Raw genomic sequence first — 14,867 nt, 5'->3', positions numbered from 1 at the left:
CCACCAGCTTCACCGCCTCCGCCCGAAATTCCAGCGTGTAAATCCCTTTCGGTATCCGTTCCATTTCCGTCCTCCATTTCTGATATTTTATAAAACGTTGGACTCCTCTTTTTTCAACCTACCTCAAGGGGACTGTTCGCGAACGGTATGGAGAGCTTCGACCCAGACTCATTCAAGAGTTTCAGATTTTGGGGAGCAAGCTCTGCAAATTAGGATCCATACCGGATGGCAGCCTTGCAGCTCAGCTTGTATTCGTGAAAAAGTACTTTCTACAATGAATCTGTCCGGTCTGACCAAGGGCAACCAAAGGCTGCTTCAGTCACTCGCAGATCGTGGCAATGACGATATCTACAAGCCCTGGCATGAGTTCTTGAATACTTTGCAAGAAAGCAGGAATCAAGCTGAAGTTCGGAAAAAGGAGTTTGGTGGAAAATGCGAACAAATGCGAGCTTCCGAGGACTACAAAAACAAGATGAAAAAGATTTCTATTGACTACCAGTGCAGTTCAGACGCCATTAAGAGCCGTTCAGATTTCTCGAAAATAGATATCGACAGTCTCTTTAAGGGTGAGGAATTTTTGGCTTCTCGCTTAAATTACATTGCAAGAGATTTCTTTGCAAAGACACCTGCCCCGTGACAGTCACTCCCAACCCATCATTCCACCGGGTCTTGCGCATAAAGCCGCGCAGGCCGGTGAATTCAGACGTTCCGCCTATCTGGTAAATAACCGCTGCTTTCCAGCCGGCAGCATACCGTAACTGTTATTAAACGGCCGATTTCTGTCATCTGTTTTCCCTTGTTTCTCCAGTCTTGCCATTTTATTTTTCCCGGTATACTATCAGCCAAAAAAGAGAACGATTGATCTACTTTTGACCTGATTACTGTCAGTAACACATTACCTGGAGATCCGGCAATGACTTCCCCGACTATCAAAACGACTGTGAACGGCATCAATATTGAGCAATCTTTTGCAATTCAAAACCGGATCAGTGAGGATCGCACGGGTGATATTGCCAGGCCCCGTTACCAGGCTACCGTTGTGTGGGACAGCGGTTATCACACCACTTCAAATGTAACTGACGGACAGACAATCATCGGTGACGAGCCTCCGCGTTACGGTGGCGAGGGTATGGGAATTACCCCGCAGGATCTGCTGCTGACGGCAGTCGGCCACTGTCTGACTGCTTCCTATATTGGGGGGCTGTCTGCTGCGCGTATCAATGTGGAATCACTGCGCGTGCATGTTTCCGGCCGGGTGAATTTCCGTGCTGCTTTTGCGGTGGAGCCTGGCAACCCCGGCTTTGAAGATATTAACGTTGTGGTGGAAATCCAGACCGATGCCCCACAGGAAAAAGTTACCGCACTGCTGGAGAAACTCAAAGCCACCGCACCAATACCGGACACGATCATGCGCCCGGTGCCGGTCAATATCGAAATTCGTCACCAGCCGAAGTAAACACCTGCCTTATTTCATTATCTGCAAGGCTTTTCTGATTGAAACCGCAAGGAGATAACAGATGAATAACAGTGCTATCCATGATGTGGCAGTTGTAGGGGCAGGCCCGGCTGGATTATCGGCAGCGCATGAGCTGACCCGGGCGGGGTTCACCCCGCTGGTGCTGGAGCGCACGCCTGCCGTGGGAGATGTCTGGCGCCGTCATTATGATGGACTGCGCCTGAATTCCGGCCGTTTCTGTTCCGCACTGCCGGGCAGCAAATTTCCGCTGTCAGCCGGCGGATGGCCGTCTCGCGATGAAGTAGTGGCATTACTTGAAAACATGCCTGCTCGTGGCGGTTTCACAGTGCAGACCTGCATTGAAGTCGAGAAAATCTGTTACGACCGCGAACGCGATGTCTGGCAGATCACCAGTAATGATGGGCAACAGTTTGAATCCCGCGCAGTGATTATTGCAGCCGGTGTCAATCGCATTCCTGTTATTCCGGATTGGGAAGGTAAAAATACGTTTACCGGGAGAATTATTCATTCTGCACTGTTCAAACGCGCGCAGGATTATGCGGATAAACATGTGCTGGTGGTCGGCAGTGGCAATTCATCCGCTGAAATAGCCAGCAGGCTGACGCAATATGCCAGCTCGGTCACCCTGTCTGTCAGAACACCACCACAACTCCTGCCCAAACATATTTTTGGTATCCCTTTTGTCGGAATGGGAATCGTGTTGAGGCAGCTGCCGAACTCACTGGTGGACAGCATACTGGGCTTCATGCGGCGCACGATGATCGGAGACCTGTCCGCCTACGGGCTTCCTTCTCCCGCCCTGTCAACACTAAAACAGTACGCAATCAATAACGTCGTACCGATTCTTTATGGCCCTTTCGTTGATGATGTCCGTGCCGGCCGCATCAGAATTGTCGGCCCGATCCAGACAATATCCGGTGGAACAGTCGAAGTGCTGAGTGCGGTTCCCACCACACAAAACAGCAGCCCGGGTACCACATCCCTGCAGCCGGACGTTATTGTTGCCGGTACCGGGTTCCGTACCGGTTTTTCGGAACTGATTCAGGTACCCGGGATTACGGACGAGAAGGGCAAATCAAAAATTGTGGGTGATCAGGAATTTGAAGGCGCACCACGCCTTTATTTTATCGGACAGGTTAATCCGTTAAGCGGCCAGTTGCGCGAAATCCGGCTGGAAGCCGGCAAGATTGCACACAAACTGCGCAGGCAATTAGGGAATCGCTGAGGCGTTCTGAAAAATGCCATCTTCGCGAAGGCGCCAGGCCAATGTGGTGATCCGGTACCGTTATTGTCATGACCGCCGGGTGGCTTTATCCGTCACGTTCCATTTGCGGCAATCAAACAAATCCGTATCAACCCGTAACCTGGCAATGAATACTGATAAAACACAATCACCATAACAACCATGCCCGGAAAAATCTCAGTAGAGGAAAAAATCCTGCAAACAGCGAGACGTCTCTTCTGTCAGGTGGGGATACACGCCACAGGCATTGCCAGAATCATCGAGGAATCCGGCGTGTCCCGGCGCAGCCTGTATACACACTATGGTTCGAAAGAAAACCTGCTCAAAGCAGTTTTCGAAACCGAAGCCAGCTTGTGGTTCCGCTGGTTCGACCGCGACCTGCCTCAAATGGAATGTTCACCAGCCAGCCGTGTGCTGGCGCTGTTCGATCTGATGCGCGACTGGTTTGATAGCGATGTTTTTTATGGCTGCGTGTTTATCAACGCTGTCGCCGAACATGAAAAATGCAACAGCTGGGTACAGGAAATCGCCAACGATCACAGAGAAAAAATTACAGCGAGACTTCAGGCCATGGTGGCAGCAAGCGGCGCCAGGGATCCGGCGATGGTGACAGAAAAGCTGAATCTGTTGATTGACGGCACGATTGTCACTGCCATGGTTACCGGCAACAGCGAAATTGCCCATATTGGCAAACTGGCTGCCAGAGATATTCTGCACTGCGCCAGACAGACCGGTACGTTTTTAGCAATGTCGTAAAAAAAGCAGGCAGATCAACCCGATCTGCCTGCACTGTTAATTATCTGAAACAGCTCAATGGAGGTAGCTATGATTGCAATCTGGCAAAATCTGTCCATCAACATTCAGCGCCTTTTTATCGCCATTAGCATACTGATGGCAATCACCCTGATTGGCATGATGTTTCATGTCAGCTCACAAGGGGATATGTCGGAAACTTACCCTAAAGGTTTTCGTGGCGGTACCTGCACGATTGAAACGGATACGCTCATGATTGGCTATTCTGCTTATTTCATTCCCGGAGATTACGCGATTCCGGAAGATGCAATGAGCGCCATGACTGTTCCTATTTTATGCGGCAAGGTACCGGGCCCCGGTTTGCTCAGCATCTCGGTTGACCTGCTGTACCCGGTATCAGCACGAGAACAGCCGGTGACTGTCAGCCTGATCAGAAAAAATGAAAAAGGCATAATGGAAACAGCATTATCGATTCCCGCCCAAATTTACCAGTCCGGGATCATCTCGCAGGAAGTTCGTATTAACGAAACCGGGGAATACATCCTTCAGCTCTCCGGTACAGATGAGCGCCAATCTGAATTTCATTTAGATATCCCCATTACCGTTGGCACGCAATGGTACGAAGCGCTCATTCCACACTGGCCAATGCTTGTGTTATGCATGGCGACCATCTTCCTGATCAACCTTAAACGATTGATCAGCTGAGGAAAACCGGATTCACCACCGCTCTCCCGGTTACCGTATCAGAGAAAGGTGGTTGACTGTTCAGTTCCAATCTCTACACTCCACACTTCCGGCCAATATTGAACAATAACAATTGGCCGGTTCCAGTTTTTGTCATCCGAAAAAAAACCAGCCCTGTTTGAACTCGGCCTGGTTTCGGATTGGCAGATTATGTAATCCGGCTATGCGGATGAAATACAAGGTACACAGAATACAGCCACAGCAACCGATCAGGAAAAAACCGGTCTGACAGATTTTTCCCGCCACAATCCATACATGAACAAATTGTTTCGCAGCATTATTTTCATCCTGCTGGCCATGATTTACCTGTCAGGTCATGCAGGCGAACTGGATGAAGAATTTCAAATGATTCAATCCAGACTCGAGGCACTGGGCGGTGGTGAAGAAACACCGCAGAAAAAACGCCTGCGTGAAATTTACAACGATCATCAGCAAGTGTTGCGTGATCATCAGGAATACCTGAAAAAAACAGCAAATTATTCTGAACAGCTGGAAAAATATCCCAGGCAGCTGGAAACCCTCAAAAAAAGTGATGCAGTTCCTGATACACCGGCAATCACCCCGGAAATGCTGGCCAGGCTGTCGCCTGAAGAACTGGAACGTCGCCATACTGCCACACAGGCTGATCTTTCCGAGCAGCTGAATCAGCAGCAAAAACTCACATCTGAAATTTCCAGATTACGTCAGCGTGTGGTCACCGTTCGTGAAGAACAGGCTTCAATCAATACTTTGCGGGCAGAACTGACGGAAAATCCATCCGAAACACGCAAAACAACCGATAAAAAAATACTCGATGCACTGGAGAACTACCGGGAAGCACAGCTGCAGGCACTGACTGACAAGACGCGCATGCTGGAGCTGGAAGCACTGGTATTACCCAATGCCATAGAAATCACCACACTGCAGGAGAAACTTTCCTTTCAGCCCAAAATTCACGCACTGGAACAGGAAGTTGAATTACTTGCCGAGGAAATCAACCGGCGCAAACGTGCTGAAACCGAACAGGTCGTTGAAAAATCACAGCAGCTGCTGGTTAAGAAAGCCTGGCAATACCTTGGGCTGGAAAAGCTCGCACAGGATAATCAGTCGCTGGGCAAAAAACTGAGCGGTTATGCTGAACTCTCAACGAAACTGATCGAGCGTAAAGCTCACAGCGAAAAACGTTTGACACTCATCACGCAAAGTTACACGGCACTGCAGCAGCGCCTGGAGCTAAAGGGAGAAGATACCGCGCTGGGAACAGCCGTCAGAAAGCAGTTCAAGGAAATCATGGTTGAGCCGGCCATCGCACAAACCGAGAAAGATCTGAACAGTGCAAGACTGGATTTATTCCGGCTTGAACAGGAAAAGCTGCAAATGCTGAATGAACGCAGTTACTTCAGGCAAATCATGAATGGAGATGAGTTACCGGCAGACGACACATCTGAGTACCGGCAAATCATGGATGCTTTTCACGAACTCAAGCAATCCCGCGAACAGGTAATCGATCAGTTCGTTCAGGTATTGCATGGCTATATCAAGGAATTGCAGCTTCATCTTGCCATCCAGCAGCAGCTTGTCGAGAAAATCAATCAGCACAAGCTGCTGCTGAAAGAAAATCTGCTGGTAACACGCAGTGCAGAACCCATCTCACTGGATGTGATACAGGATATTCAGGATGCCATAACCTGGCTTGGCTCACGCAAAACAGAAACAGCAGTTGGCAAAGTATTCAGTACAGCCTGGAAAAATATCCTGATTATTTGTGCCGTATTCGCGCTGATATTCACTCTCTTCTGGCGTACCTACTGGCCTGTCTACCTTACCTGGGTTCGTACCGGAAACAGCCTGCGCGGCAAGGTCAACCAGGACAGGCAGTTATACCCTGTCGGCATGTTACTGATGGCATTGCTGATATCGGGGTGTATTTACCTGCCTTTCCAGCTGTCATCACTCGTTCTGCGCTACAGCGTCAGCATGGAGCTCGGCCATGCACTGTCGGCAAGCCTGCACGTGGCAGCCGTGGCCGTTTTTATCTGGTCATTTATCCTGCAGCTGTTTCATCATGAGGGATTGCTCATCGGGCAGTTTAAATGTTCTGAAAAACCGGTCAGTAAAATGTACCGGGATACCAAACGCTTTGCGCCTGTTATAACGCTGCTGTGCGTCACCATCGCTTTCACCGACGCACTGGATGATGATCTCGTCCGCAATGGCTTTGGCCGGCTGACTTTCATCCTGCTGTGTCTGGTGCTCGCCGTATTTGCTTCAGGCTGGCTGGCCATCACCCGCTCCGGCAAGGCGCTTTATCAGGGCGAATCATACAGCCTGATGTTCAACCCGCGATTCTGGATGGCGTTGCTGTTTATATTACAGATCAGCATGATCATCATGGCTGCCATTGGCTACTATTTTGCCGCCATCTACCAGTATCTGCTCGTATTCCAGTCAATAAGCTGGATCATGTTCTGCGGGCTGGCTTTTTTCGTGGGTTTCCGCAGCCTGCTGATTATTCAGCGCAAGATTGCATTCGAGCGTGCAATGGAAAAGCGGGGGGAGATGCTGGCACAGCGCTCCACCACGGGAAAAAGTGAAACCGATTTACTGGACGACAACTATATTGACGTCAAAACCATCAGCAAACAGTCTGCAACCCTGCTGAAAATCAGTATCTGGGCAATGCTGATTACCGGCCTTGGTCTTATCTGGGTGGATGTACTGCCGGCACTCGGCTTTCTGGAAAAAATCACTATCTGGCATACCTCAGTGGAGCTGGATGGCGAAACCATTATGCAGCCTATCACGCTGAAAACGCTGCTGACGGCACTCATTATCCTGAGTCTGGCCATGATTGCCGCCCACAACCTGCCCGGCACACTTGAGCTGCTGGTGCTGCGGCATTTATCGCTCAACCCCGGCACGGGTTACGCCATAACCACCCTGCTCCGGTATTCGATTGTGATTATCGGATTCACAGTAACACTGCAGAAGCTGGGAATGGAATGGTCCAACATTCAGTGGCTGGTTGCCGCACTGAGCGTTGGATTGGGTTTCGGGCTGCAGGAAATATTCGCCAATTTCGTATCCGGTCTGATTCTGCTGTTTGAACGCCCTATTCGAATCGGTGACAAAATCACGCTGAATAACATCAGCGGGACTGTCAGCAAAATCCATATCCGTGCGACAACTCTGATCGACAGTGACCGCAAAGAAGTTATCGTGCCCAACAAGATATTCATTACACAACAACTGATCAACTGGACACTGAGTGACCAGATTACACGCGTAGTCATTTCGGTAGGAATCGCCTACGATGCCGATTGTGACAAAGCGCGTGCTCTGTTACTGAAAATCGCGAATGACCACCCCCTGGTACTGCGCGACCCTGAACCGGCTGCATTCCTTCTGGAATTTGGTGCCAGCACACTGAATTTTGAATTACGGGTATTCACCGGCCAGTTATCAGACAGAATGCAGCTGGTACATGAACTGCACATGCTGATTAACCGGCATTTCGCTGAAGAAGGAATCGAAATTGCATTCCCGCAGATCGATGTGCATTTACGTACCGGAAGTGCAGAAAAGATGATCCCGGCCAGGTAACGCGCGGCAGATAACCGGACTGGCGGCAGATCAGGCTTTAGAGAATCCCTGTAAAAATACCTGCCACCAATTGCCAGACTCGCTTATTCGGTGAAAAACTCACGTGCCTTGTCCATCCAGGATTTTGCACGCGGGTGGTGGCGTGAGCCATCTTCCTGACTGATTGCCTCGAACTCTTCCAGCAGCTCTTTTTGCCGGGCTGTCAGATCAACCGGCGTTTCCACCGCAACATGGCAAAGCAGATCACCTGTAGACTGGCTGCGCACTCCGGTTATCCCCTTGCTGCGCAGGCGGAAGATTTTTCCAGTCTGCGTGCCGGCTGGCACCTTGATCCGGGCATGGCCATCGAGGGTAGGCACCTCAATCTCCCCGCCCAAGGCAGCAACAGTAAAGCTGATAGGGATCTCGCAATGCAGATGATTACCTTCCCGCTGAAAAACCGGATGGCTGGCAAGGTGAACAACCACATATAAATCACCAGCCTGTCCACCGTTTGCACCCGCTTCACCTTCCCCTGTCAGCCGGATACTGTCTCCCTCATCCACACCGGCCGGAATTCTGACTGACAATGTTTTCTGGCGTTTGATCCGCCCCGCCCCGCGACAATCTCCGCAAGGATCCGAAACCACTTTACCGCTGCCCTGGCAATGCGAGCAGGTTTGCTGAATTGAGAAAAAGCCCTGCTGCATGCGAATCTGGCCGTGTCCATTACAGGTCGGACAGGTTTTGGGTGAAGTTCCGGGTTTGGCACCACTGCCATGACAGGTATCGCAAATTTCCTGTCGGGGAATACGAATCTGGGTTTCGGTGCCGCGTGCCGCCTGCTCCAGTGTAATTTCCAGGTTATAGCGCAGATCAGCACCGCGATACCCTCCATTGGAGCGCCCACCCCCACGCGTCCCGAAAAGGTCACTGAAAATATCACTGAAGGCATCACTGAATCCTTGTGCACCACCGCCGCCCATCCCGCCGTTCAGTCCGGCATGGCCAAACTGATCGTAAGCTACCCGTTTATTGGGATCAGACAGCACTTCATAGGCTTCCTTAATCTCTTTGAATCGCTCTTCCGCTTTAGCATCACCGGCATTCCGATCCGGGTGATACTTCATCGCCAGTTTCCGATATACCTTTTTCAGCTCGGTTTCATCCGCATCGCGGCCAACACCGAGCACCTCATAATAATCACGCTGACTCATAAAAATTCCTGCTAACTAGAAATCCAGATGTTTTTAAACCCGATGAGCAGACAGCCCGGCTCAATCCGGCTAACTTTACCGTGTCACATGCAGAAACGCAGAGTCAAAGAGAAGATACTTCCTCCCTCTTTCTCTGCGTCTGTTTTTTCAGCCGGGGGCGTCAGCCTGTGACTGCCGCCCGCACTACAGCCCGGGAAATCATTTTTTATCTTTGACTTCCTCGAACTCGGCATCAACAACTTCGCCTTCTACAGGTTTTTCCCCGGCGTGACCACCGGAAGCTGTCCCGGCATCCGCCTGCTGGCTTGCTTGCGCTTGCTCCTGCGCATACATTTTTTCAGCCAGCTTGTGTGAAGCCTCGGTCAGTGCCTGAGTTTTTGCATCAATCGCCTCTTTGTCACCCGATTTGAGTGCCTCTTCAGCATCTTTCAGTGCGGCTTCGATTCTGGATTTTTCATCTCCCTCCAGCTTGTCGCCATATTCAGTCAGCGATTTTCTGACTGAATGAACCATGGCATCACACTGATTACGGCTGTTGACCAGCTCCAGTGCCTTTTTGTCTTCTTCCGCATGTACCTCGGCATCTTTTACCATTTTCCGGATTTCATCCTCGGACAGCCCGGAGCTTGCCTGAATCTTGATCTTGTTCTCCTTGCCGGTTGCCTTGTCCCTGGCCGATACATGGAGAATACCGTTGGCATCAATGTCAAAAGTCACTTCAATCTGCGGCATTCCGCGCGGTGCCGATGGAATATCGGTCAGGTTGAACTGGCCCAGACTCTTGTTACCGGAGGCCATTTCCCGCTCACCCTGCAACACATGGATAGTAACAGCCGTCTGGCTGTCTTCCGCTGTTGAGAATATTTGCTGAGCCTTGGTCGGGATGGTCGTATTTTTCTGGATCAGCTTGGTCATAACGCCACCCAGTGTCTCGATTCCCAGCGACAGGGGCGTCACATCCAGCAACAACACATCCTTGACATCCCCCTTCAGCACCCCACCCTGAATGGATGCCCCGATTGCGACTGCTTCGTCAGGATTGACGTCCTTACGCGGCTCTTTTCCGAAAATTTCCTTGACCTTGTCCTGTACCTTCGGCATACGGGTCTGGCCACCGACCAGAATCACGTCATCAATATCAGAAACAGACAGACCGGCATCTTTCAGCGCAGTCCGACACGGGCCGGCTGTACGTTCGATCAGTTCTTCCACCAGACTTTCCAGCTTGGCGCGCGTAATCTTGATCGCCAGGTGTTTGGGTCCGGATGCATCTGCAGTAATATAAGGCAGATTCACTTCCGTCTGCTGGCTGGAGGACAGCTCAATCTTGGCTTTTTCAGCTGCATCCTTAAGCCGCTGCAATGCCAGCATGTCTTTTTTCAGGTCAATACCGCTTTCTTTCCTGAATTCATCCACCAGGTATTCGATCACTCTGGAGTCAAAATCTTCACCACCAAGGAAGGTATCGCCATTGGTTGCCAGTACTTCAAACTGATGTTCGCCTTCGACTTCCGCAATTTCAATGATCGAAATATCAAACGTACCGCCCCCCAGATCATATACCGCAATTTTTCGATCACCTTCTTTCTTGTCCAGGCCAAACGCCAGTGCCGCAGCGGTGGGCTCATTGATAATACGCTTGACCTCCAGCCCGGCGATACGGCCTGCATCCTTGGTTGCCTGACGCTGGGAATCATTGAAATACGCCGGCACGGTGATGACTGCTTCCGTAACCGGTTCGCCCAGATAATCCTCTGCTGTCTTTTTCATTTTCATCAGTACCTGAGCAGAAACTTCCGGTGGAGCAATCTTTCTGCCACGCGCTTCTATCCAGGCATCATTGTTGTCAGCACGCACAATCTTGTACGGTGTAACGCTGATATCCTTCTGCACCACGTCTTCGTCGAAACGACGGCCGATCAGGCGTTTGATGGCAAACAGCGTATTTTCCGGGTTGGTTACCGCCTGGCGTTTGGCCGAAGCCCCCACCAGAATTTCATTGTCCTCCGCATAAGCGACAATTGACGGGGTTGTCCTTGTACCTTCAGCATTTTCAATCACCTTGGGTTTACCGTTTTCCATGACGGCAACGCATGAGTTGGTCGTTCCAAGGTCGATGCCAATTATTTTTGCCATAGTTTGTCCTTTACAAGTTGAAATTTATCCTGTTGTTTAAAGTGGGGTTGTCTCCGGAAATCTCAAGCACCCCTGGCCTTGGAAACTGTCACCATGGCGGGGCGGATTACCCGATCGTGCAACACATACCCTTTTTGCATGACCTGCATGACCGTATTGGGTGGCAAATCCGATTCTACGGCACACATGGCTTCATGGCGGTGCGGATCAAATTTTTCACCTTGTGGATCAATGGTGTGAATATTGAATTTTTCAAAAATTGCCACCAGCTGCTTGCGTGTCAGTTCCACACCATCCTTCAGACTTTCAATGGTGGAATTTTCCACAGCCAGTGCAGCGTCCAGACTGTCCATCACGGCCAGTAACTGAACGGAAAAATTATCGACAGCATACTTGTGAGCATTGGCAATATCTGCCTGGGCACGTTTGCGAATGTTTTCGTTCTCGGCTTTGGCGCGCAACCAGGCATCATGATGTTCAGCGGCTCTGATCTCGGCTTCTTTTAACTGCTGTTCAATGTCGGGTGTCATTTCTTCTCCGGCACTCTCGGTATAGCCTGCTGCGCCGGAATGATCTGCTTCCGGGGTATCACCCGTTCCCGGCAGATTTTGTTCCTCGATAGATTCCTGATTATGTGGTTCCTGCATAGATTCCTCCTGTTACGGTGCCGGTGATATTGGGACTGATATTCCATTTTCAACCCCTGATCAAAAAAGATATGCGCTGTACCCGGATTTAGCGGGTACAGCCTGATAAAAAAGATGAAACGCCGGAATCAGTCTCCGATATTTTTTGCCAGATGTGATGCCAGGCCGGTATAGCCTGAAGGAGAAAGCTGCAGCAGACGTTCTTTTTCAGCAAGGGGAATCTCAAGCTGTCCGATGAATTGTTGCAACGTGGCACGGTCAATACCGGTTTTCCCGCGCGTCAGTGCTTTAAGCTGTTCATAAGGGTTGGGTACGCCATAACGGCGCATCACTGTTTGAATCGGCTCGGCCAGCACTTCCCAGGCATGATTCAAGTCTTCCGCCAGACGGGCTGTATCAATCTGTAATTTCCCCAGTCCCTTGAGGCATGAATCATAAGCCAGCAAAGTATGACCGAGTGCCACCCCCATATTGCGCAGCACAGTTGAATCAGTGAGATCACGCTGCCAGCGTGAGACCGGTAACTTTTCACTTAAATGCCTGAGCAAGGCATTGGCAACCCCCAGATTGCCTTCTGAATTTTCAAAATCAATCGGATTGACCTTATGCGGCATGGTAGAAGAGCCAACCTCATCTGCTTTGGTTTTCTGCCGGAAATAACCCAGTGAAATGTAACCCCAGATATCGCGGTTCATATCCACCAGGATTGTGTTAATACGCGCATAGGCGTCAAACAGCTCTGCCATGGTATCGTGCGGCTCGATCTGGATGGTATAGGGATTAAAGCTGAGTCCCAGTTTTTCAACAAAGGCGCGGGCAAATACTTCCCAGTCAAACCCGGGAAAAGCAATCATGTGCGCATTGTAGTTGCCCACTGCACCATTGATTTTCCCGGAAATAACGACACCGGCAAGCCGCTTACGCCCCTGGCGCAACCGGTAAACAAAATTAGCCATTTCCTTGCCCATGGTCGTTGGTGTGGCGGTCTGCCCGTGCGTTCGGGAAAGCATCGGAACATCCGCCAGCTCCCCGGCAAGGATTGCAAGTCGTTTAATAACGTCATCCAGCGCGGGGAGCATGATCTGATCGCGGCTGTGTTTAAGCATCAGCCCATGTGACAGATTATTGACATCCTCCGACGTGCAAGCAAAATGCACAAATTCGGAAAGTGCCGCGGTTTCCTGATTTCCAGTCAGCTTTTCCTTCAGCCAGTATTCCACCGCCTTTACGTCATGATTGGTACGCGCCTCAATCAATTTGACGGCTTCTGCATCCGCGACAGAAAAATGCTCTGCAAGCTGATCCAGCTGGGCGACAGCACCAGCGGATAATGCAGACGCACCCGTCAGCGCCGGCGTACAGCCCAATGCCTTAAACCATTCAATCTCCACATGAATACGGTGACGGATCAGGGCATATTCACTAAAAAAGGATCGCAAAGCGGTAACTTTTTGCTGATAGCGCCCATCCAGTGGCGAAAGTGCAAGAAGTGTCGAGATTTCCATAAATAATCGTTCAAATTCGGGCATTTATCGGGTTATGAACACGTATTTTAACATAGCCCACCCTCCCCCTCCGACTGGGATAAAATGATGGCTCACTATTTTCACAACAAAAAGGGCAATAAAATGAAGCTTATCGGATCACTCACCAGTCCGTATGTACGTAAAGTGCGTATCGTGCTCGCTGAAAAAGGCATCACCTATGAATTCACGAATGACCCGCCATTTGGCCCTGACACTAAAGTTGCCCAGGTCAATCCGCTGGGCAAGGTACCCGCGCTGATTCTGGACGATGGCTTTATTCTGTTTGATTCACGTGTGATTGTTGAATATCTGGATAGTCAGGACAACGCCGGCTCCGCCCGGCTGATCCCGGCCTCCGGATCTGAACGGCTGCGCGTCAAGCGCTGGGAGGCACTTGCCGACGGAATCATTGATGCCTGCGTAGCCATTTATCTTGAACGCAAGCGCCCGGCAGCACAACAAAGCCAGGACTGGATGGAACGTCAGCAGAAAAAAATTGACCAAGGATTACAGGCTGCCTCGGCTGATCTGGGCGATCAGGCATGGTGCGAAGGCACCGCCATGACGCTGGCTGATATTGCACTCGGCTGCACATTTGGTTATCTGGATGCCCGTTTCCCAGAAGTCAAATGGCGTGACACCTGCCCCAATCTCGTCCGGCTAGCCAACAAACTGGCAGAACGTCAGTCATTCAAAACAACGGTTGCACCGAACTGACCGGCTGCAACCAGAATCAGCAGGGGACCCCGGCGGATTAGCATTACCCGGGTATCCCGAAATAAATCTGCCTTCAGCCTGATTTTTTCGGATCAACAGCAGTCAGTAAGCCGCGCAAGATATTCACTTCTTCTTTTTCCAGCCGGGTGCGTGCAAACAGGCGACGCATCCGGCGCATCAGGCGCCTGGGTTGAGTGGGATCAAGAAATCCACTCTGAATCATGACCCGCTCCAGGTGGCTGTGTAACCCTTCAATTTCATGCAGGCTGGCAGGTTCGGGTAAATGTAAATCGGCTTCGCCAGCAGCAATTGCCTCCTCCAGCACCATGCGCAGTTCATACGCCATGATCTGTACCGCAGCCGCCAGATTGAGCGATGAATAAGCAGGATTGGTCGGGATTTGCACAGTCAATTGGCAATGACTGATTTCTTCGGAGGTAAGGCCGGCGCTTTCCCGACCGAACAGCAGTGCAACCGGATGATGGTGTGCGTGTCGAACCAGCTCAGTAGCGGCTTGCCTGGCGTTACAGGTGGGATGCGGCAAATCCCGCGAACGTGCTGTCAATGCAGCAGCCAGAAAAGTGTCGCCTATCGCCTCTTCCAGACTGGTACACACATGCGCTGCCTCAAGAACATCACGTGCATTGGAAGCACGCGCATCCGCTTCACTATCCGGAAACGATTTCGGATTGACGAGATAGAGCTGGCTCAGCCCCATGGTTTTCATGGCTCGTGCAGCAGCACCGATGTTACCCGGATGGCTGGTATGGCTGAGTATGATCCGGACATTATCGAGCGGGGGGGCGGGATTCATATTAGAATGGCGGCTTTCCAGTTTTATGAGTT

General features: G+C 50.8%; 12 protein-coding genes. 7 read left to right on the top strand and 5 right to left on the bottom strand.

The genetic code is table 11. The features are described from left to right. The 6 genes from IT527_RS03940 to IT527_RS03915 form a co-directional block, all read left to right on the top strand. A partial coding sequence (locus IT527_RS03940; protein WP_292966834.1) for a hypothetical protein occupies positions 1-637 on the top strand: 637 nt, incomplete at its 5' end. A gap of 276 nt (positions 638-913) precedes the next feature. Then, positions 914-1,456 carry an OsmC family protein gene (locus IT527_RS03935; RefSeq protein ID WP_292966832.1) on the top strand — a complete coding sequence of 181 codons (543 nt, stop codon included), beginning with the start codon at positions 914-916 and terminating at the stop codon, positions 1,454-1,456. A 61-nt stretch (positions 1,457-1,517) separates the two neighbouring features. Next, a complete protein-coding gene (locus IT527_RS03930; RefSeq protein ID WP_292966830.1) occupies positions 1,518-2,702 on the top strand; it encodes an NAD(P)/FAD-dependent oxidoreductase in 1,185 nt (394 codons plus the stop codon). A 180-nt stretch (positions 2,703-2,882) separates the two neighbouring features. Then, positions 2,883-3,476: a TetR/AcrR family transcriptional regulator gene (locus tag IT527_RS03925; RefSeq protein ID WP_292966827.1), complete on the top strand. Its 594-nt coding sequence runs from the start codon at positions 2,883-2,885 to the stop codon at positions 3,474-3,476. A gap of 69 nt (positions 3,477-3,545) precedes the next feature. After that, positions 3,546-4,178 carry a hypothetical protein gene (locus tag IT527_RS03920; RefSeq protein WP_292966824.1) on the top strand — a complete coding sequence of 211 codons (633 nt, stop codon included), beginning with the start codon at positions 3,546-3,548 and terminating at the stop codon, positions 4,176-4,178. Positions 4,179-4,472: 294 nt separating this feature from the next. Then, the gene (locus IT527_RS03915; RefSeq protein ID WP_292966821.1) at positions 4,473-7,799 is read left to right on the top strand and encodes a mechanosensitive ion channel domain-containing protein; all 3,327 of its coding nucleotides are present in this window, start codon (positions 4,473-4,475) and stop codon (positions 7,797-7,799) included. Positions 7,800-7,882: 83 nt separating this feature from the next. Here the strand turns inward: IT527_RS03915 and dnaJ are convergent, their stop codons facing one another. The 4 genes from dnaJ to purB all read right to left on the bottom strand — a co-directional run bounded on the left by dnaJ (position 7,883) and on the right by purB (position 13,283). Next, the gene (gene dnaJ / locus IT527_RS03910) at positions 7,883-8,995 is read right to left on the bottom strand and encodes a molecular chaperone DnaJ (RefSeq protein ID WP_292966818.1); all 1,113 of its coding nucleotides are present in this window, start codon (positions 8,993-8,995) and stop codon (positions 7,883-7,885) included. A gap of 198 nt (positions 8,996-9,193) precedes the next feature. Next, positions 9,194-11,131 carry a molecular chaperone DnaK gene (gene dnaK, locus IT527_RS03905; RefSeq protein WP_292966816.1) on the bottom strand — a complete coding sequence of 646 codons (1,938 nt, stop codon included), beginning with the start codon at positions 11,129-11,131 and terminating at the stop codon, positions 9,194-9,196. Between the two features lie 62 nt (positions 11,132-11,193). Continuing rightward, the gene (gene grpE / locus IT527_RS03900; protein WP_292966814.1) at positions 11,194-11,778 is read right to left on the bottom strand and encodes a nucleotide exchange factor GrpE; all 585 of its coding nucleotides are present in this window, start codon (positions 11,776-11,778) and stop codon (positions 11,194-11,196) included. A 128-nt stretch (positions 11,779-11,906) separates the two neighbouring features. Next, positions 11,907-13,283 carry an adenylosuccinate lyase gene (purB, locus tag IT527_RS03895; RefSeq protein WP_292966849.1) on the bottom strand — a complete coding sequence of 459 codons (1,377 nt, stop codon included), beginning with the start codon at positions 13,281-13,283 and terminating at the stop codon, positions 11,907-11,909. Between the two features lie 123 nt (positions 13,284-13,406). Between purB and IT527_RS03890 the strand changes: the two genes are divergently transcribed. Beyond that, entirely contained in the window at positions 13,407-14,021 is a 615-nt protein-coding gene (locus IT527_RS03890; protein WP_292966813.1) for a glutathione S-transferase, read from the top strand. A 73-nt stretch (positions 14,022-14,094) separates the two neighbouring features. On the opposite strand, the gene IT527_RS03885 is transcribed toward IT527_RS03890, so the two are convergent. Then, a complete protein-coding gene (locus tag IT527_RS03885; protein ID WP_292966810.1) occupies positions 14,095-14,835 on the bottom strand; it encodes an RNA methyltransferase in 741 nt (246 codons plus the stop codon). Positions 14,836-14,867 lie beyond the last annotated feature (32 nt).

The sequence above is a fragment of the Nitrosomonas sp. genome, assembly GCF_020852615.1.
Taxonomy (GTDB): Bacteria; Pseudomonadota; Gammaproteobacteria; order Burkholderiales; family Nitrosomonadaceae; genus Nitrosomonas.
This window is presented reverse-complemented; position numbering and strand designations above follow the sequence as displayed.

Coding starts and splice junctions, on each gene's coding strand:
- IT527_RS03935 (WP_292966832.1), top strand. CDS start 914: ATGACTTCCCCGACTATCAAAACGACTGTGAACGGCATCAATATTGAG.
- IT527_RS03930 (WP_292966830.1), top strand. CDS start 1,518: ATGAATAACAGTGCTATCCATGATGTGGCAGTTGTAGGGGCAGGCCCG.
- IT527_RS03925 (WP_292966827.1), top strand. CDS start 2,883: ATGCCCGGAAAAATCTCAGTAGAGGAAAAAATCCTGCAAACAGCGAGA.
- IT527_RS03920 (WP_292966824.1), top strand. CDS start 3,546: ATGATTGCAATCTGGCAAAATCTGTCCATCAACATTCAGCGCCTTTTT.
- IT527_RS03915 (WP_292966821.1), top strand. CDS start 4,473: ATGAACAAATTGTTTCGCAGCATTATTTTCATCCTGCTGGCCATGATT.
- dnaJ (WP_292966818.1), bottom strand. CDS start 8,995: ATGAGTCAGCGTGATTATTATGAGGTGCTCGGTGTTGGCCGCGATGCG.
- dnaK (WP_292966816.1), bottom strand. CDS start 11,131: ATGGCAAAAATAATTGGCATCGACCTTGGAACGACCAACTCATGCGTT.
- grpE (WP_292966814.1), bottom strand. CDS start 11,778: ATGCAGGAACCACATAATCAGGAATCTATCGAGGAACAAAATCTGCCG.
- purB (WP_292966849.1), bottom strand. CDS start 13,283: ATGGAAATCTCGACACTTCTTGCACTTTCGCCACTGGATGGGCGCTAT.
- IT527_RS03890 (WP_292966813.1), top strand. CDS start 13,407: ATGAAGCTTATCGGATCACTCACCAGTCCGTATGTACGTAAAGTGCGT.
- IT527_RS03885 (WP_292966810.1), bottom strand. CDS start 14,835: ATGAATCCCGCCCCCCCGCTCGATAATGTCCGGATCATACTCAGCCAT.